Source organism: Acetobacter oryzifermentans, assembly GCF_001628715.1.
GTDB classification, from domain to species: Bacteria; Pseudomonadota; Alphaproteobacteria; order Acetobacterales; family Acetobacteraceae; genus Acetobacter; species Acetobacter oryzifermentans.
The window spans coordinates 2,704,103-2,722,211 of sequence record NZ_CP011120.1 but is presented as its reverse complement, the minus strand read 5'-3'; the positions used below and the strand labels follow the sequence as shown (position 1 = coordinate 2,722,211).

Genomic DNA, 18,109 nt, shown 5'->3' with positions numbered 1-18,109 from the left:
GGTTTTTTAGTCCGCCGCCAAAGGCATATTGTGGTGCGCCATGGCCTTGGTTACGTGGTCTTCCACCGCGTTGGTAATCTTATCTACCTGTTTGGCAAAGATATGATCCGCTTCGGGGAAAACGCGGTAATCAACTGTTACACCTTTTTGGGTGTTCAGCTTATCTACCAGTTTATGAATGGCAGGTTCTGGGGCCATATCATCCTTGCCGCCAGCAATCATCAGGCCACCGCAGGGGCAGGGTGCCAGAAAGCCGAAATCATAATGCGCGGCAGGTGGTGCAATGCTGATCCAGCCGGTAATTTCTGGGCGGCGCATCAGCAATTGCATGCCAACAAAAGCACCAAAAGAATAACCTGCAATCCACAGACCACTGGCGTTGGGGTTAACCATCTGCATCCAGTCCAGCGCTGCGGCGGCATCTGAAATTTCGCCAATACCGCCATCAAACCGCCCCTGAGAACGGCCAACCCCGCGCGAGTTGTAACGCATGACGGAAAAGCCCATCTTTTCGAACGTGCGATACAGCGCATAGGTAATGCGGTTGTTCATGGTGCCGCCGTGCAGCGGGTGGGGGTGCAGCACGAGGGCAAGCGGGGCGTTGGGCTCGTTTGAATGGTGATAGCGCCCTTCAAGACGACCATCAGGGCCGGCAAACATAACCTCTGGCATTCGGGTTCCGCTTGATCATGGAAAACGTCCGTGGGCATGACGTTTCCGGGTTCTGTAAACAGGTCTGGCTAAAAACGATGCCACGTTCCTAATCAGGCCATGCGGGGCAGAAGCCACGCAGTTAAATGTTCAACACACCTTTCCTTTCCGTTTGTGGGGAGGAAATGGAAAGGAAAGGTTCTTTAGGTATATGGTGTCTCTGATGTGTAGAGAAAATAGCAGAAGGTGTTTTCTGCCGTTGACCTTGGAGAAGACACAGGCATAATCATGCACCAAGATTCCGTGGAGATCGTAATGCGTGGGGGAAGGTTTTTCTCCCAGCGTGATTAGGCATGCTGCACCTCGTGGTGTTGACCATGCGGCTTTCTATAGCGGCTGTGCGACCAAGATTTCCACATAAATCGTTATAATGGCTGTTTTTCGCCCTTTTGGGTATGGCATGTCTGTGTGGCAGGCGATCTGATTTGGGGCATCATGACAAGCAGAACAGAAAAAAACAGCGGTGGTTCAGATGTGGTTTATCTGGACGCTAATGCAACAGAGCCTTTGCGCCCCCAAGCGCGTGAAGCCTTGCTGGAAGCTGCTGATTTAACAGGGAATCCATCTTCCGTGCATCGGGCTGGCCGTAAGGCTCGCGCTTTGTTGGAACAAGCCCGTAATACGGTTGCACGTTATCTGGATGTAGCGCCGCTGAACTGTATTTTCACATCAGGCGGAACAGAAGCGAATGTGCTGGCCATGAGGGGACTCGGCCAAGGCTGCAGGTTCCTGATAGGGCGCACGGAGCATGATGCTGTTCGCAAGGGTGCACCAGAAGATGCACACGTGGCGTGGTTGGATGTGGATGCCAATGGTCAGGTACGGTTAGATAAGCTGGAACAGGTGCTGGCGCAGGATGAAACACCTGCTTTTGTGTGTTTGATGCTGGCGAATAATGAAACAGGCGTGCTGCACCCGATTGATGATGTGGTTTTGCTGTGTCGGAAGTATGGGGCGCATTTGCATGTAGATGCGGTGCAGGCAGCTGGGCGCTTGCCATTATCTGTTGAGAAAAGCGGAATCGATAGCCTTGCGTGCTCAGGCCACAAAATGGGTGGACCAAAAGGGGCGGGGGCCTTGTTGTTGCGTGGGCCAGCCCCAGCACGTGTGCTGCCAATATTTGAGGGCGGAGGGCAGGAGCAGGGCCGTCGTGGTGGCACGCCTCCGCTACCTGCTATTGCGGGCCTGGCCGCAGCTTTAGGTGCGGCGCTGGAGCAGCCGCGAGATCTAGCCCCGTTGCGGAATAGTATTGAGCAGGCGGCAGTGGCCGCAGGCGCCAAAGTATTTGGGGCAGATGTGCCGCGCCTGAACAATACTGTTTCTTTGGCATTGCCGGGCAGGCGGGCGCAGGCGCAACTGATGCGTCTAGATCTGGATGGTATTTGCGTTTCGGCTGGCTCGGCCTGTTCTTCGGGTAAAGTAGCGTTTTCACACGTGTTGGAAGCCATGGGGGCGGATGACTTGGCAGGGCAGGCCTTACGCGTTTCTTTGCCGTGGAATGTGACAGAGCAAGATGTTGCCCGCTTTATCGAATCTTATACCCGTATGGCGCAAAGCCCGGCAGCTATTGGGCTCATGGATTCTCTGGTGTAATTTCGATCATGGCATCTTCTATTTATTTTGATCATGCAGCCACCACACCGTGTGATCCGCGGGTGCGCCAAGTGCTGCTGGATGTTCTGGATCATGAAAATGGTAACCCACACAGCACAACGCACGAAGCGGGTATGCGTGCGGCAGACAGAGTAGCACATGCGCGTAATCAGGTTGCCAGCTTGATAGGGGCTGATGCCAAGGAAATCATTTTTACATCGGGTGCTACAGAAGCCAATAATTTGGCCATTAAAGGGGCTGTACGCCATCTGGCTGCACAGGGTAGCCCGCGTAAGCGCGTTATAACTGTCGCAACAGAGCACAAATGTGTTTTGGAAAGCGTGAGAAATCTGGCGCAGGAAGGGTTTGAACCTGTTGTGCTGCCAGTAGATGCTAACGGCCTGCTTGATCCATCTGTGCTACAAGAGGCGCTAAAAGTGCCCACAACACTTGTTTCCATTATGGCGGCGAATAATGAAACAGGCGTGCTGCAAGACATGCCGGTTCTTAGCGCTTTAGTGAATGAAGCAGGAGCTTTACTGCATTCTGATCTGGCGCAAGCCGCGGGGAAAATTCCTGTAGATGTGCGGGCATGGGGTTTGGCTTTGGCTTCTGTTTCCAGCCACAAACTGTATGGCCCAAAAGGTGCTGGAGCATTGTTTGTGCGGCGTCGGCCACGTGTCCGTCTGGTGCCTCTGTTTTCTGGCGGAGGGCAGGAACGTGGCGTGCGCTCTGGCACCGTGCCCGGTTTTCTTGTGGCTGCGTTTGGAGAAGCCTGCCAGATTGTAAAGCAGGAGATGGATGCTGGCTTTGAGCATTTATCCATGTTGCAACGCGTTTTTCTAAACAAACTGAATGCTGTTTTGCCGGGGTGTGAGGTTAATGCCGTTGCAGCCCCACGTTTGCCGGGTATTTTTAACCTGCGCTTGCCCGTAGGCGTTTCGGCTTTGGATGTTGTGGCGGTTATGCCAGATCTTGCTGTTTCTTTGGGATCGGCCTGTTCTTCGGCAGAACTCGCCCCATCTTATGTGCTGGAAGCAATGGGGTTGCGTAGGGAAGAAGCGGGAAGAAGCTTGCGTCTGTCTCCCGGACGTTTTACCTCAGCCGCCGAAGCAGAACGCGCGGCAGAAAATTTGGCGCAGGCTGTCTTGCGGGTGCGAAGCGTAACGTAAGTTACCAAGTGCAACCCAACAGAAGCGCCATAACCCCACATGCCGCAATGAAACAGCCTTTGGCAGGATGGAAAACCAATGCCCCAGATGACATTTGTTGAACAGGACGGAACCGAACACAAAGTGGATGCGCCGGTTGGCCTTTCCGTGCTGGAAATTGCCCACAAGCATGGCATTGATCTTGAAGGCGCGTGTGAGGGTTCTCTGGCCTGTGCAACGTGCCATGTGATTGTAGATCCAACTTGGGCCCCCAAGCTGGCAGCCCCTACAGATGATGAAGAAGATATGCTGGATCTGGCTTTTGGGCTGGAAAAAACATCTCGCTTGGGCTGTCAGATTGTCATGACAGATGCACTGGATGGTTTGGTTGTACGCCTGCCCAGCAAGGCCTGAAGCCGTTTTAAAAAGGATATAGCGCTCATGCGTATACTTGTTGCCATGTCTGGTGGGGTGGATAGCTCTGTTGTAGCTGCTCGCCTTCTGGAGGAAGGGCATGAAGTTGTGGGTGCTACCTTGCAGCTTTACGATTCGCGTGGGGCTGCAAAAAAAGGTGCGTGCTGCGCGGGGCAGGATATTCGGGATGCCCGTGCAGTGGCAGACCTTTTGGGCTTTCCACATTACGTGATTGATGCGGAACGCCGTTTTAAGGATAGCGTTATAGAGCGTTTTGCAGATGCCTATGCATCGGGTGAAACGCCAGTGCCCTGTGTGGCGTGCAATCAGGGTGTAAAGTTTACGGATCTGCTGGGCCTTGCGCGTGAAATTGGCGCAGATGCTATGGCAACAGGCCATTACGTTCGTCGTGTAGAAGGGCCAGAGGGTGCAGAACTGCACCGTCCGTGTGATGAAGACCGGGATCAGAGCTGGTTCCTGTTTGCTACCACGCGGGATCAGCTTGAGTTTCTGCGCTTTCCGCTAGGCGATATGCCAGATAAGGCTGCCGTTAGAAAAGAAGCCGAGCGTTTTGGTCTGGTTGTTGCGGGCAAACCCGATAGTCAGGACCTATGCTTTGTAAGCGATGGCTCCTACGTGGATCTGGTTGAAAAAATGCACCCTGAAATGGCTGGTCCGGGTGAAATTGTGGATCAGCAGGGGCAGATTGTCGGCCAGCACGAAGGTGTTATGCGGTTTACTGTAGGCCAAAGCAAAAGGCTGGGGAATGCCGCGCGCCTGAATGGCGAACGCCAGATGGTGGTTGGTGTAGAACCGGGCCGCAGGCGTGTGATTATTGGTCCGCGGGAAAAATCTTTTGTTACGGCCCTTTCCGTGCGGAATGTGAACTGGCTGGTAGATGCCCCCCCAGAAGGTTTGGTCTGCCGCGTGCAGATGCGCGCGCGGGAAGAGCCTCGGGCCGCCCGCGTGGTGCCTACGCCGGAGGGGGCTATGGTGTATCTGGAAGAACCAGCTATGCCCGCCCCTGGGCAAGCCTGTGTATTCTATCAGGGCACGCGTATTCTGGGTGGTGGGTTTATCCGCCGTATGGAAGAAACTGTTCCAGCATAATTTTGGGGTAAAGGGCACGAATGATGGCTGATGGTCGGCTTGTTATTGGTACGCAGCGGTATTCTTCGTGGTCTTTGCGGGGCTGGCTGATGGTAAAGCTGGCGCAACTGAACGTGGATATAGATGTTGTGCCGCTAGCAGGTGGTGGCAGAACCACAGTGCTTAAAACACTGTCTCCCAACGGGTGTGTGCCGTATTTGGAGCATGAAGGCGCTGTTGTGTGGGATTCGCTTTCCATTGCGGAATACTGCGCAGAACATCAGCCTGCACTATGGCCGTCTGAACGGTGCGAACGTGCGATCGCACGCTCCATATCAGCAGAAATGCATTCAGGATTCCGTGGCGTGCGTTCTGCTCTGCCGATGAATCTGGGGCGAGATTCTCGTCCGCTGGCAGAGCCTTTAGCGGAAGATGTGTTAAAGGATATCGCCCGAATTGATGCCATCTGGACAGATGCCAGAGCCCGTTATGGGGCTAATGGCCCGTATCTGTTTGGTGCATCTTTTGGAAATGCAGATGCCATGTTTGCCCCGATTGTCTGCCGATTCCTGTCCTATGACGTTACAGGGCTATCCGATGTTTCCCGCGCTTATATGGAAGCCGTGCGGCAGCACCCGCTGATGCGGGAATGGTATAAAGAGGCGGCAGATGAACCGGCAGAGTGGCAGTTGGATATGTATGAATCCATCCCCTGATACGGTGTGACGTTCTACAGTGTGCCCCACAGAATGTATGATACCGGAGGGGTAAAATGGCGCGTGCCTTACGGGTTTTAACAGTTTTGCCCCCCCGAGAAAGATTTGCACCGCAACAGGCTGGGGCCATTGCGTTACTGGTGCATCGCACAGCCTTAGAAGGTGAAACTGTTGTAGGGTCACCTCTATCTGTTCCAAGTTTTCAGGGTGTGGCTTTCCAGCCCGTTCCTTCCATTTTGTATCTGTGGGGGCGGATTGGCCGATATATAGCTGGAGTAGCCAGAAAAATTCGGCAGCTTCAACCAGAACTCGTTGAGGTTCATAACCGGCCAGATATTGCACTGGGGCTGCGCAAGCGTTTCCCTCATCTTCCTGTTTCTTTAGTGCTGCATAATGATCCGTGCGGCATGAAGAAAGCGCACACAGCAGCAGAACGAGAAACGCTGGCACGCAAGGTGGCGGTGGTTGCCGTATCTGAATGGGTGCAAAAGCGCTTTAAAAGTTCAGTACCTGCTGCGGATGTGTATGTGCTGCCCAATTGTCTGGACTTTTCAGCTTTGCCTGAAGTTTCTCAAAAGCGCGAGAATCTGTTGCTGTTTGCGGGCCGTGTTGTTGCCGATAAAGGTGTGGATTCCTTTGTAGCAGCTTGTGCTGAAATATTACCCTCCCATCCTGTATGGCGTGCTGAAATTATTGGTGCAGACAGGTTCGGCCCGGATTCTCCGCAAACGCCTTTTTTAAAGCAGTTGCGTGTGCAAGCACAGGCAGCCCATGTGGCGATGGCCGGGTATCAACCCCATCATAAAGTGTTGGATGCTATGGGGCGGGCAGCTATTGTTGTCATACCTAGCCGTTGGCCAGAACCTTTTGGCATGGTAGCCCTAGAAGCTATGGGAATGGGTGCGGCTGTGGTCGCTTCCTCTCGTGGTGGTTTGCCAGAAGTGGTCGGAAATGCCGGGGTATATGCTAACCCGGATGATGTTCCGGCTTTAGCGAATGTTTTGCGTGGTTTGATGAACAATCCGCAAAAGCGCAGCCAGATGTCTGTTGCAGGTAGTAAACAGGCCCAAAAATTTGATGCAGAAATTATCCGAAAAAAACGGCAGCTTTTACATGAAGGCATTGTCAAAACGTGGCTGCATAAAAGAAAATAAACTTCCATCTTTTGGGGCGCTTAAAGTTTGGCTTCCTCGTTAGGTTTCCATCCGCAAGCTTGCAAAGCTGGCACCATGCCGGGGCGGGGCGGTGCAACCGCTGTAATGGGGGGAGAAAGTGGCAGGGTTAAACTTCTGGCCAGAAGGTGCAATCCTTCAGAGTGCGGCGTGCCATAAAGAGGATCACCTATAATAGGCCAGCCCATGGCGGCACAATGCACGCGGGCCTGATGTGTGCGTCCTGTTTCAAGGGTAAGCTCCAGCCAGCACCCCCCCTTGCTTCGGCCAAGAACTTTCCATTTTGTGGCGGCATGCGTGCCAGAAGGAGATACAACCATCTGCCAGCCTTTTTTAGAGGATTGTTTTTCAAGTGGCAGGTCTATGCGGCCAGTGTTTGCCTGTGGGCCGGTTTGTACAATGGCCCAATAGATTTTCTGTGCTGTTTTGGTGGCAAAGGCTTGTTGCAAGGCCAGAAGGGGTTGCTTGCGTAAGGCTATGGCCAAGCAGCCTGATGTATCTGTATCCAGCCTATGCGCCAGCCATGGCCCATCCTTACGACGAGAAAGCAGCGGAAACCAGTCTTCAACACTTGGCCCACCAGCAGGGCCTGCATGAACAGGCAGGCCTGCCGGTTTATTCAAAATAACCAGATGATGATTCTGATAGAGGATGGGGGGCGAAGAAGGAGGAATGTTTAATCCTCCCGATTAGCGCCAACCAACACCTTGCGGCGGCCAACGCGGTCGGCTTGGCTGATAATGCCGTCTTTTTCCATCTGCTCAATCAACTTGGCGGCACGATTATAGCCAATGGAAAGCTTGCGCTGAATGAAGGAGGTAGAGGCTTTGCCTTCAGCGGTTACAATGGAAACGGCTTCATCATACATTTCGGATTCACCGTTATCACCGCCGCCAGAACGGCCAGAACCACTATTGGAGGATGCTGTTTCATCCACGGGTTCTGCCAACACGTCATCATCGTAAACAGGTTCTCCCTGTTCTTTCAGGAAGTTAACAACCTGCTCCACTTCACTATCGGCCACAAAGGGGCCGTGCACGCGGGTAATGCGGCCGCCACCTTGCATGAATAGCATATCACCTTGGCCCAATAGCTGTTCAGCCCCCTGTTCGCCCAAGATGGTGCGGCTATCAAACTTGCTGATAACCTGAAAGGAAATACGGGTGGGGAAGTTGGCTTTAATAGTACCGGTAATTACATCCACAGAGGGGCGTTGCGTGGCCATAATAACGTGAATACCAGCAGCACGCGCTTTTTGGGCCAGACGCTGCACGCAGGCATCAATTTCTTTCCCGGCCGTCATCATCAGGTCAGCCATTTCGTCAATAATCACGACGATATAGGGCATGGGGTCTAGCGTAACAGATTGTTCCTCAAAAACCGGGTTTCCAGTTTCGGGGTCAAACCCTGTCTGCACGCGGCGCACAACCACTTCACCATCGGCACGGGCTTCTGCTGCACGGGCATTATAGCCCGCAATATTCCGCACCTGCATATGCGCCATGGTGCGGTAACGGCGGTCCATTTCGCGCACAACCCATTTAAGGGCGTTTACGGCTTTTGGCGGCTCTGTCACCACCGGGGTAAGCAAATGTGGAATGCCATCATAGATGGAGAGTTCCAGCACCTTAGGGTCAATCATGATCAGGCGGCATTCATCGGGGGAAAGCCGATAAAGCAGCGACAGAATCATGGCGTTTACACCAACAGATTTACCCGAACCCGTGGTGCCAGCTACTAGCAGGTGCGGCATACGCGCCAGATCACTGAATGTCGGCTCACCAGCAATATCTTTGCCCAAAGCCAGAGGAAGCTGGCCCGGATCATCCCGCCAGGTCGGCTGGTTGAGCAGCTCAGAAAGGTAAACCGTTTCACGCGTTTGATTAGGCACTTCAATGCCCATCACGTTACGGCCCGGCACCGTGGCAATACGCACACTCAACACAGAAAGAGAGCGTGCTACATCATCTGAAAGGCCGATAATACGGGCAGAACGAATACCCGGCGCTGGCTCCAGTTCATAGAGCGTAACAACGGGCCCTGCGCTCATGCCTACAATTTTGCCCTGCACACCATAATCGGCCAGCACCTGTTCTAGAAGTCGTGCTGTTGCGTGAAGCGCTTCTGGGGAAGGGCCTGTGCGTGTATTGCTTGGGGCCGGTTTGAGAAGGCTGAGAGGTGGGAGTTCCCATCCACCTTTACGCACAGTGGCGCCTGCACGAACCGTAGGGTTGGTGCTGCCTTCCTGATTTGCACTTCCAGAAAACAGACGCCCCAGAATACCCGATTTAGCCGCTTTTTCTGCAACGGGTTGCAGAGGCGGAGGGGGCGCTTGTGTGACGACTGGAGCCGGCGTAGCAGCAGGCGCAGGGTCTGGCATATGATGTGCTAATTCCATGGAAGAAGAAACCGCAGGTTTTTTGCTGTCTTCTTCATTATGCAAAACCAAGGCGGTGCCAGCAGATGCGGGCGTAGATATTGGTGCTGCGTGGGAAACTTCTTCTACCTCTGGTTCATCATGAGCAAAGAGAGACTGTGAGGAAGCTTGAGGTCGGTTTTTATAAAGATCGGCTGTTTCCGTGGGAGTATAGGCATCGGTCTGGGGTTTGCGGCTGGCATAGTAACGCACAAAGCGCACCCCAAGCTTGCCTGGCAAGCGCAGCAACGTAAGTGTTACCCGCCAGATGGCAAACCATTCCTCCCGCCGCAGGCCTGTTGCTAAAGCCATAAGCAGAAAAGCCAGTAGCAACCCAAGCAGCCACAGCACCATACCACCAGCCGGACCAATGGCCGCCATACCAGCGGCAATGGATGTTTGGGCAATGGAATGGCCAATGCCCCCGCCAACACCCGCTTGGGTTGGCCAGTTAATGGCGGGCAGGGCAGTGAAGAGCAGAGGAATAGCAGATAGCAACGCGCCAGAAACTGGTAACAGGCACAGAATAGCTACAACACGCATGGCAAATACAGGCCATGATTCGTGGCCCAGTAGCCGGTGGCTCATAAACCGCCAGCCCCATGCAATTAGAATTAACGCGGGCAGAATGGCTGCCAACCCCACGCCCTGCAACAGCGTATCGGCAAAAAAGGCCCCGCTTATGCCTAACAGGTTGGTAGGCGGCTGGCCTGTTGCTGTGTTGAAGGATGGATCATTGGGATTATAGCTGACAAGTGCAGCCAATAAAGCGCAGGCCAGAACGCATAGCGCAAGCCCACCACCTTCCTCCAGGCGCAAACGCAACGTGCTTTTGTGTGAGGATGGGGGATAATGATCGGATTGCGTAGGGCTTATGCGCGCCAAGGGTGTTGATCCTGACTCCAGAAGCCGAAACACGTTTCCAGCATGCCAGAAAAATGTTTGCGGGTGATTGATGAGAATGATTCGGTTTTAGCAGTAGCGGTAATCTATCGTGAACAGCTTTATAGCAGAAGCACTGGAACGTGGTTTTGTTAAGGAAGGTGTAAAGAAAATGCAGGTGTTGAGCATATTATCTTGCTCATAATGTTTTGTTTGCACGCTATCGGTAATGGAAAAGCGGAAAGCCAATCTCAAAACTACGAGATATTATTCAGCCCAGCAGAAACCACAGCCTGAAAATAATTTGTTCTGGCCAAGTATATCTACGCAGTTTGGGGGAGTGCTGTAGCATCTGCCATCTGTGCCATCTTCCTATTATACCTGATTGTGATAGCACTCTCTGTAATGCATCTAAAAAATGGCGGTTGTTTGCTGAAAGGTAAGTTTGTTTGCCAAGATAGGCCAGATTATCCCGAAAGATAGACATAAACTGCCAAGGCCCGCGCCGAAGGGCGGCTAATGCCCGTTGCGTAAATAAGGCAGGTGCGCCCACGGCATTATTATCATGCTGGCGATAAAATAGTGTGGGCTGATTGTCTGTAATAACTGTGCCATCTGCGCCAGTTACAACCAGATAAGCCCACCAATCATGCAGAATATGATTTGGCGGCGGAAAGCTGCCTTGCAAGAGGGAGACCGCCGCGGGGGCAAGCATAATGGTGCAGCCTGTGGCAATATTCTGCGTTAATGCCATTTGAAAACATGGATTTGGCGGTAACTGCGGTGAAATGCTGATTGGGCGCAGCTTGGTGTCTGTTAAGCGTTGGCGTGAGCAATAAAGCGCAGGTTTTTGGGTGGTTGTTAGCGCTGTGAGCCCACGTTCCAGTTTATGCGGAAACCAGACATCATCCTGATCACAGAAGGCAACAAAAAAGCCCGCGGGCACATCTTTCAGAAGTGTTGCGTAAGAAAGTACAACCCCCACATGCGCAGGGGATGACGTAATTTGCCTGCAACGTTGATGGCCGACATCCATGGTAAACTGATGCATGCATGCGATACTTGCATCTGTAGATCCATCATCTCGCCACAGCAGAACCCAGTTTGTATGCGTTTGCTGTTTAAGAGATGTTAGCAGATCATTTAAAAATGCAGCACCATTGTAAACAGAAAGTAAAACGGCAACAGGAACGGTTTCCTGAGATTGGGGAAGATCCATCCCGTGTTGCACGTTTGGTGTCTGCACCTGACTGTTCACTTCTGCATTTTGTCAGGCGGTATTGATTGAAATAACCTTCTGGGGCCGCCTGTTTCCCCAGAGAGGTGTCAGGAAGGTGTGGTGAAGATTTGGTGTACCACCTTGTTCACGCTTTCCTGCCATTGCGGCATTTGGATACCAAATACGTGCGCGAGTTTGCTGTTATCCATGCGGGAATCAGCCGGACGCTTGGCAGGGGTTGGCCAATCTTCTGTGCGAATGGCTGTAATGGTGGGTTTGGCTTGGCCATATTCAGCCGCTTTTTGTAGCGCGGCTTCGGCCAGACCATGCCACGTTGTCTCACCTGTGCCACAAGCATGGTAAATACCTGCGTATTCATCTTTCCAGCCGGTTTTTTCAATAGTGGCCAGAATGGAAAGAATAGCCTGCGCCAGATCATCTGAACAGGTTGGGTTGCCGCGTTGATCCCCCACAACCTTCAAGGCTGGGTTTTTGGCGCCAACATTTAGCATTGTGCGCACAAAGTTTTTCCCGTGCGCTGAATAAACCCAAGAGGTGCGCAGAATGATGCTACGCGGATCAGCCGCCAGAATACGTTGTTCACCTTCAGCTTTGGTGCTGCCGTAAACAGTCTGTGGAGAAACAGGGTCTGTTTCCACATAAGGTGCGCCTTTGTCTCCAGCAAAAACATAATCTGTGGAAACATGGATAAAAGGTATGCCGCGTTCTGCACACAGGCGGGCCAGCAGTTCTGGCCCCGTTGTATTGGCACGAGCTGCGGCTTCAGGTTCACTTTCTGCCAGATCAACAGCCGTCCATGCTGCGGCGTTTACCACAGCAACCGGTTTGATGGCGTCTAGCGTAGCTTTAAGTGTTTCAGGGCGGTCAAAATCAAAATCAGGACGGCCGACGCAACGGATGCGCGGGCCACCGAGATTTACCAGAGATGTTGCCAGTTGGCCTTTTCCGCCAGTTACCAGAACAGGGCCGCCAGTTTCAGACAGAATGCTCATGCTTAGCCTTCTTTCCCCGTATACTGAAACCATCCCTTGGCTGCTGAAAATTCTGGGGCCAGCAAGTCTTTTTCAGACAATACGGCATCCTCAGCGTTAACGGGCCACTCAATCCCGAGTTCCGCACTGTTCCAGATAACGGCGCGTTCAGATGCTTTGCTGTAAAGAGCCGTGCATTTGTATTGCACTTCTGCATTTTCAGTCAGGGTGCAAAAGCCGTGAAGAAAGCCAGGTGGAATCCAGAGCTGAGACCAATTTTCTTCAGAAAGTTCAGCCGCAACCCATTTGCCATAAGTAGGGGAGCCCGTGCGCGCATCTACGGCAACATCCCAAATGGCACCGCGAGTGCAACGTACCAGTTTGCCCTGTGCAAACGGATCAAGCTGGCAATGCAGGCCACGGATAACGCCTTTCTGGCGGGAAAGGCTCTGGTTATCCTGCACGAAAGGTTCCGTAATGCCTGCTTCGCGCATGCGTTCGATATTGTAGGTTTCTGAAAAGAACCCACGATTGTCACCAAAGCGTGGTGGCGTAATCAGAATAACATCGGGAATGGCAAGGCGTTCGGATTTCATGCGCGGGAAACTCCTGCGTTGCTATAGGGGAAAGGAAAAAGCAGGCCTTAGTGGCCTGCACCTTCAGATGAAGCGAGGTTGAACAATACCCGGCCCAGTTCTGTTTTACCCATGCGTTTGGCATGTTCTTTAAGATGATCGGCAGAAATATACCCCATACGGAAGGCCACTTCTGCAGGAGAACCAACAAGCATGCCCTGACGTGCCTGAATGGTGTGCACAAACTGGCTGGCTTCTAGCAGGCTATCGGGAATACCCGCATCCAACCAGGCGCAACCACGGCCCAGACGCTCAACTTGCAGGTTGCCTTCTTCCAGGTAAAAACGGTTTAGATCTGTAATTTCCAACTCACCACGTGCGGAAGGTTTTACCTTTTTGGCAAAATCCAACACACGGTTATCATAGAAATACAAGCCAGTTACTGCCCAGTTTGAAGGTGGGTTGGTGGGCTTTTCCACAATATCAAGCGCACGGTCTGTTTCATCAAAGGAAACAACCCCATAACGTTCGGGGTCACGTACCTGATAAGCAAAAACAGTAGCGCCTTGTGGGCGTGCAGCCGCTTTTTGCAAGGAAGCGCTGAGGTGATCGGCAAAGATCAGGTTGTCACCCAGAGCCAATGCGCAAGGTGCATCCTGTAGCCAGTCTTCAGCAATCAAGAAGGCCTGCGGAATACCATCTGGTGAAGGCTGGACACGGTATTCAAAGTTTACACCAAACTGAGAGCCATCTCCTAGCAGGCGCTTAAACTGCGGCAGATCCAGCGGGGTGCTGATGATCATGATATCCTTGATACCTGCCAGCATAAGCGTGGAAAGCGGATAATAGACCATTGGTTTATCATAAACTGGCAGCAACTGTTTGCTGGCTGCCAGTGTCATGGGGTAAAGCCGCGTGCCAGATCCGCCAGCCAGCAGAATGCCCTTCATGGGGGTAGGAGTAGCAGGTTTTTGAATCATGGAGCAGTGGTTCCCAGTCTCTGGCCAGTATAGCGGCGGGCGCGAATGCTTTCCCACCACGCGCGGTTGTCCAGATACCACTGGACAGTGCGGCGGATGCCGGTTTCAAAATTATGCTTGGCTTTCCAGTCCAACGCTTTTTCTGCGTGGGAAGGATCAATTTCGTAACGGAAATCATGGCCGGGGCGATCTGTTACATAACGGATCAGCCGTTCATGTGGGCCTGCGGCATCTGGAGAGAGTTCATCCAGAATGCGGCAGATTGTCTGCACAACTTCCAGATTGGTGCGCGGCTGGCGGGCGCCAATGGCGTAGGTTTCACCAGGTTTGCCCGTTTCAACGGCTTTCACCAGGGCTTCTGCGTGGTCTTCCACAAACAGCCAATCACGCACATTGTCACCCTTGCCATATACGGGCAGTTCTTTGCCCTCAATGGCGTTAATGGTGATAAGCGGGATCAGTTTTTCAGGAAAATGCCAGATGCCGTAGTTATTTGTCGTGTTGGTGACAAAAGTGGGCAGCCCGAAGGTATGATACCAAGCCCGAACCAGATGATCGGAAGATGCCTTGCTGGCCGAATATGGGCTGCGTGGATCATACGGCGTTGTTTCGGTAAACGGCGGATCATTGGGGCCGAGTGCACCAAAAACCTCATCCGTGGAGATATGATGAAAGCGGAAGGCTTCTTGCGCTTCCTTATCCAGAGTCATCCAGTATTTGCGGGCGGCCTCCAGCATGGAGTATGTGCCCACCACATTTGTCTGGATAAAGACGCCCGGCCCATCAATGGAGCGATCAACATGGCTTTCCGCCGCCAGATGCATAACTGCATCTGGTTTAAAACTGTTGAACAGCTTTTCCAGCGCAGGTGTATCTATGATGTTGGTCTGTGAGAACGTATAGCGCTCGCTCTCTGGGGCGTCTTCAACTGTCTCAGGAGAAGCTGCATAAGTCATGCAGTCAACATTCAGGACAGAATGTGAGGTATTGTGTATGATGTGGCGAATAACGGCAGACCCGATAAACCCACAACCACCGGTTAATAAGATGCGCATGCTATGTCGTTCTTCAAGACCAGAATGATATAATTGCCTGATAACAGCTTATCAGTCATATGGGAGAAGAAAGCAATTCTCCAGCATTCTTACGTTTTTTCTATGCAAATCTGGATAGAGAAGGATATCTCACCCGTTAGACAAAAATATACACAGTCTAATTGAGGTAGAACTTCTATAAATGAGGGTGTTTTTAATTCAATGACAGGAACCCGCCAAACAGATCCAATGCAGTGGGTGCATATGGTTCCGGAACTGGCATTTCTGGCTGCTTCCTCTCCTGTTATTGGAAAACCAGAGCAATCAAAACCGTTTGTTTGTGAGCAACACAACGGAGCATGGACGCCGGTTTTTGGGAAACTGTTTCTGGAAAATAAAGAACAAATTTCTTTTTATGGGCGCATGGCGCTGGAATTGGCTTTTCTGCTGAATAGCCTGCCTGCGCATGATGTGAAGAAATATTTAAATCGCATTTGGGTAGCTTGCGCCCGCAGTGCAGCGCGGTGGTGGAAGATTTTTGGTGGGCCTGTAGAAAACTGCCCGGAAAGATGGGTGGAAGCGCTGGCAGCAGATAGGCTGCCTGATATGGAATGGTTGCAGCAGGTATGCCAACAGCAGTTATCTTCTGTATTTCAGGTAGGAAACGATCCGCAGGTTTTTTCTGGTCAAACTGAAAATGTTAATGATTTTTGCCAGTGGGTGCAGCGCGTCTGGCCTTACCTCGGATCTTCTGACGTGCTTATGGCAGAAGGTGGGGATGAAAGACTCGGCCTTAATCCTCAAACCCATCAGAATCGTTATGGCTGCACCTATAGTCCTTCTGTAACAGGCGGACAGTATTCTTCTTCCACGGCCTCATCGCCGTCTTTGCATGCATTTAATGCTGTGGAGAAATGTCGGCTGGGGCTGGTGCGGGAGATGCTTGTGCAGCCTCCAGAAGTACCATTGCTTGCGCTTGAAGCAGATACCAAGGCCTTTTTGGCGCAATATTACGGTGTTGAAAAACCAGATAACTGTATTTTAGCGCCATCAGGTACGGATTCCGTGCTGGCTGCGTTGGCTCTTTCTTTGGTTGTTAACCCTGCCGTAGGTGTGGTTTTGGCAGGTGTGGAAGAAACCGGCAGCGGTGTGCCATTGGCAACGCAAGGTCGGCATTTTGCAAGCACAACTGCATTGGGTTTCCGTGTTCGCAAAAGCGAGAAGATATCTGGGTTTCCAGCAGGCACACAGTTGGTAACAGCCCCATTGCGCACCGAAAATGGCGAGCTGAATTCTCGGCAAAATATTTTCCATATTTGTCAGCAGCAGATTCATAAAGCCATACAGGCCGGGCAACGTGTGCTGCTTTATTTGCTGGATACCTCTAAAACGGGCCAGCTTGTTCCCGATATGCAGGTGGTGCAGGCGCTTTGCCATACATATCCGGGCCAGATTGATGTTGTGGTGGATGCTTGCCAAGCGCGCCTGATGCCTGAGCGTATCAAGGCCTATTTGCAGCGTGGCTGGGCTGTTATGGTTACGGGTTCCAAATTTTATACAGGCCCGGCGTTTTGTGGGTCATTGTTATTGCCAGAAGCGTGGCGGCAACGGCTGGATCATGCTGTGTTGCCATCAGGGCTGGTAGCCTATTTTAATCAGGCGGAATGGCCCGCCTGTAAGGCAACAGCTTCTTTAAACAATGGGTTTAATTTGGGGCTATTACTGCGCTGGGTTGGTGCATGTGCGGAAATCAAACGTTTTTCTGACGTGCCTGCCACAGAAAAAATCCATCGCTTGGGGCAGTTTCTGGGTGGAATACGCCATATTCTGGAGCAGGATCAGACAATAGAGCTATTGCCAGATACCTTTGCAAAGCGGAGCGCTCTGCCCGATGCGTGGGATCAACAGCAAACCATTTTTTCTTTTCTGATCAATGGTGGGGGTAATAGTGGCATGACTCCCGTCTTAAACCTTGAGGAATGTCGCCAGCTACATGTGTGGTTAAAACAGGATATCTCTGGCTATCTGCCATTCGGCTGTCCAGATTCTGTGTATCAGATTATGGCCAGAAATTATCAGTTAGGACAGCCTGTTGCTGTGCCTTATGCACAGGTGCGCGGGCAAATGGCGGGTGCTTTAAGAATTTCTGTTAGTGCCCGCCATATTTCTGGGTCAGATATGCCTACAGGTATGGCGTATCAAACGTATCTGGATCAGGAGATACAAAATGTTCAATATGTCATGGAAAAGATTTCCCTGATCCTGCGCTATTGGCCATTTTTGCAGAAAGCGGAGGAAAAGGCGGCTTCTGCGCAGTCTGAAAACGTGGTGGATGTTGAGGCGGAAGTATTGCTTCCTGTTGCATTGTAGGGGGCGCCATTTCGGCTCTTGCGTCACAAGTTAGCTGGCCGCACAACACACTTTATGAACGAAATAAGAGACCTTCCCAAAGTTTTACCTTCATCTCAGGATCATTTTCTGGATGGCCCTAAATTGGCGCCGGGTATTACGCGTTTCTGGCTGATCCGCCACGCATTGGTGGAAGAAAATGCCCGTATGTGCATGTACGGCGCAATGGATGTGCCTTTGTGCCCCGATAGCCTTATTGCGCAACGCCCTATGTATCGGGCTTTGGCAGAACGCCTGCCTAAGCCAGCACATTGGCTTGTAAGCCCGTTATCTCGCACACAACGCACAGCGCAGGCCGTGCAGGAAGCTGGCTATGGCCCCGCCAAGCTGACAGTAGAGCCAGATCTGATTGAACAGAATCTAGGCTCATGGCAGGGCCTGCCTTATGAGGAACTGCCCCAGTATCTTAATCTTGCACCGCATCCGTTCTGGGCTGTTGGGGCAACGGAATGCCCGCCAGAGGGTGAAAGCATGATTGATGTCTGCGCGCGCGTGGGCCGCTTGCTGGACAGGCTGGCAGAAAAATATGCGCAGCAGGATATTATAGCGGTAACGCATGGTGGCGTAGTGCGTGCGGCATTGGCCCATGCCTTGCGCATTCATGCGGAAACAGCACTTCATTTTTCCGTGCAGAATCTGGCGCTAACCATTCTGGAACGTTTGGACGTGGGCTGGCGCGTTGTAACTGTAAATGAATTGCCCGGCGTATAAGCCGGGCCCAGCCAAAATTACTACGGAAAAGCCAGCCATGCCGGG

General features: G+C 52.2%; 16 protein-coding genes. 8 read left to right on the top strand and 8 right to left on the bottom strand.

The genetic code is table 11. The annotated features are described in order from the left end of the window. Positions 1-6 precede the first annotated feature (6 nt). Positions 7-672, bottom strand: a complete 666-nt coding sequence (locus WG31_RS12850; protein ID WP_003623374.1) for an alpha/beta hydrolase — start codon at positions 670-672, stop codon at positions 7-9. Between the two features lie 447 nt (positions 673-1,119). Here WG31_RS12850 and WG31_RS12845 point away from each other — a divergent pair, with 447 nt between their 5' ends. The 6 genes from WG31_RS12845 (at position 1,120) to WG31_RS12820 (ending at position 6,828) form a co-directional block, all read left to right on the top strand. Beyond that, on the top strand, positions 1,120-2,304 hold the full coding sequence (locus WG31_RS12845) for a cysteine desulfurase family protein (RefSeq protein ID WP_082823218.1): 1,185 nt from the start codon (positions 1,120-1,122) through the stop codon (positions 2,302-2,304). Between the two features lie 8 nt (positions 2,305-2,312). Further along, entirely contained in the window at positions 2,313-3,476 is a 1,164-nt protein-coding gene (locus WG31_RS12840; protein WP_063354764.1) for a cysteine desulfurase family protein, read from the top strand. Between the two features lie 78 nt (positions 3,477-3,554). After that, positions 3,555-3,869, top strand: coding sequence for a ferredoxin family 2Fe-2S iron-sulfur cluster binding protein (locus WG31_RS12835; protein ID WP_006115619.1), 315 nt, complete (start codon positions 3,555-3,557; stop codon positions 3,867-3,869). Between the two features lie 27 nt (positions 3,870-3,896). After that, positions 3,897-4,979, top strand: coding sequence for a tRNA 2-thiouridine(34) synthase MnmA (gene mnmA / locus WG31_RS12830; RefSeq protein ID WP_063354763.1), 1,083 nt, complete (start codon positions 3,897-3,899; stop codon positions 4,977-4,979). A gap of 23 nt (positions 4,980-5,002) precedes the next feature. Further along, a complete protein-coding gene (locus tag WG31_RS12825; RefSeq protein ID WP_063354762.1) occupies positions 5,003-5,674 on the top strand; it encodes a glutathione S-transferase in 672 nt (223 codons plus the stop codon). Between the two features lie 56 nt (positions 5,675-5,730). Beyond that, entirely contained in the window at positions 5,731-6,828 is a 1,098-nt protein-coding gene (locus WG31_RS12820; RefSeq protein WP_063354761.1) for a glycosyltransferase family 4 protein, read from the top strand. Positions 6,829-6,848: 20 nt separating this feature from the next. On the opposite strand, the gene WG31_RS12815 is transcribed toward WG31_RS12820, so the two are convergent. From WG31_RS12815 to rfbB, 7 genes are all read right to left on the bottom strand, one after another. Beyond that, positions 6,849-7,469: an RluA family pseudouridine synthase gene (locus WG31_RS12815; protein WP_245191522.1), complete on the bottom strand. Its 621-nt coding sequence runs from the start codon at positions 7,467-7,469 to the stop codon at positions 6,849-6,851. A gap of 53 nt (positions 7,470-7,522) precedes the next feature. Then, on the bottom strand, positions 7,523-10,180 hold the full coding sequence (locus WG31_RS12810) for a DNA translocase FtsK (protein WP_209439352.1): 2,658 nt from the start codon (positions 10,178-10,180) through the stop codon (positions 7,523-7,525). Between the two features lie 235 nt (positions 10,181-10,415). Next, complete coding sequence (locus WG31_RS12805; RefSeq protein WP_193562035.1) at positions 10,416-11,390, bottom strand: glycosyltransferase family 2 protein; 975 nt, start codon at positions 11,388-11,390, stop codon at positions 10,416-10,418. Between the two features lie 80 nt (positions 11,391-11,470). Next, a complete protein-coding gene (gene rfbD / locus WG31_RS12800) occupies positions 11,471-12,376 on the bottom strand; it encodes a dTDP-4-dehydrorhamnose reductase (RefSeq protein ID WP_035353060.1) in 906 nt (301 codons plus the stop codon). A 2-nt stretch (positions 12,377-12,378) separates the two neighbouring features. Further along, complete coding sequence (rfbC, locus tag WG31_RS12795; RefSeq protein WP_063354758.1) at positions 12,379-12,951, bottom strand: dTDP-4-dehydrorhamnose 3,5-epimerase; 573 nt, start codon at positions 12,949-12,951, stop codon at positions 12,379-12,381. Positions 12,952-12,998: 47 nt separating this feature from the next. Next, entirely contained in the window at positions 12,999-13,910 is a 912-nt protein-coding gene (rfbA, locus tag WG31_RS12790) for a glucose-1-phosphate thymidylyltransferase RfbA (protein ID WP_035353063.1), read from the bottom strand. Beyond that, positions 13,907-14,965 carry a dTDP-glucose 4,6-dehydratase gene (gene rfbB / locus WG31_RS12785; protein ID WP_006115606.1) on the bottom strand — a complete coding sequence of 353 codons (1,059 nt, stop codon included), beginning with the start codon at positions 14,963-14,965 and terminating at the stop codon, positions 13,907-13,909. The genes rfbA and rfbB overlap by 4 nt, the downstream gene beginning before the upstream one ends. A gap of 201 nt (positions 14,966-15,166) precedes the next feature. On the opposite strand from rfbB, the gene WG31_RS12780 reads away from it, so the two are divergent. Together WG31_RS12780 and WG31_RS12775 are read left to right on the top strand one after the other, a co-directional pair. Continuing rightward, a complete protein-coding gene (locus tag WG31_RS12780; protein ID WP_063354757.1) occupies positions 15,167-17,314 on the top strand; it encodes a hypothetical protein in 2,148 nt (715 codons plus the stop codon). A 54-nt stretch (positions 17,315-17,368) separates the two neighbouring features. Beyond that, complete coding sequence (locus tag WG31_RS12775) at positions 17,369-18,064, top strand: histidine phosphatase family protein (protein WP_035353066.1); 696 nt, start codon at positions 17,369-17,371, stop codon at positions 18,062-18,064. The last annotated feature ends 45 nt before the right edge of the window (positions 18,065-18,109 follow it).

Bases quoted from the DNA above. Each gene is read 5' to 3' on its own strand.
- WG31_RS12850 (WP_003623374.1), bottom strand. From the start codon at position 672: ATGCCAGAGGTTATGTTTGCCGGCCCTGATGGTCGTCTTGAAGGGCGC.
- WG31_RS12840 (WP_063354764.1), top strand. From the start codon at position 2,313: ATGGCATCTTCTATTTATTTTGATCATGCAGCCACCACACCGTGTGAT.
- WG31_RS12835 (WP_006115619.1), top strand. From the start codon at position 3,555: ATGCCCCAGATGACATTTGTTGAACAGGACGGAACCGAACACAAAGTG.
- mnmA (WP_063354763.1), top strand. From the start codon at position 3,897: ATGCGTATACTTGTTGCCATGTCTGGTGGGGTGGATAGCTCTGTTGTA.
- WG31_RS12825 (WP_063354762.1), top strand. From the start codon at position 5,003: ATGGCTGATGGTCGGCTTGTTATTGGTACGCAGCGGTATTCTTCGTGG.
- WG31_RS12820 (WP_063354761.1), top strand. From the start codon at position 5,731: ATGGCGCGTGCCTTACGGGTTTTAACAGTTTTGCCCCCCCGAGAAAGA.
- rfbD (WP_035353060.1), bottom strand. From the start codon at position 12,376: ATGAGCATTCTGTCTGAAACTGGCGGCCCTGTTCTGGTAACTGGCGGA.
- rfbC (WP_063354758.1), bottom strand. From the start codon at position 12,951: ATGAAATCCGAACGCCTTGCCATTCCCGATGTTATTCTGATTACGCCA.
- rfbA (WP_035353063.1), bottom strand. From the start codon at position 13,910: ATGATTCAAAAACCTGCTACTCCTACCCCCATGAAGGGCATTCTGCTG.
- rfbB (WP_006115606.1), bottom strand. From the start codon at position 14,965: ATGCGCATCTTATTAACCGGTGGTTGTGGGTTTATCGGGTCTGCCGTT.
- WG31_RS12780 (WP_063354757.1), top strand. From the start codon at position 15,167: ATGACAGGAACCCGCCAAACAGATCCAATGCAGTGGGTGCATATGGTT.
- WG31_RS12775 (WP_035353066.1), top strand. From the start codon at position 17,369: ATGAACGAAATAAGAGACCTTCCCAAAGTTTTACCTTCATCTCAGGAT.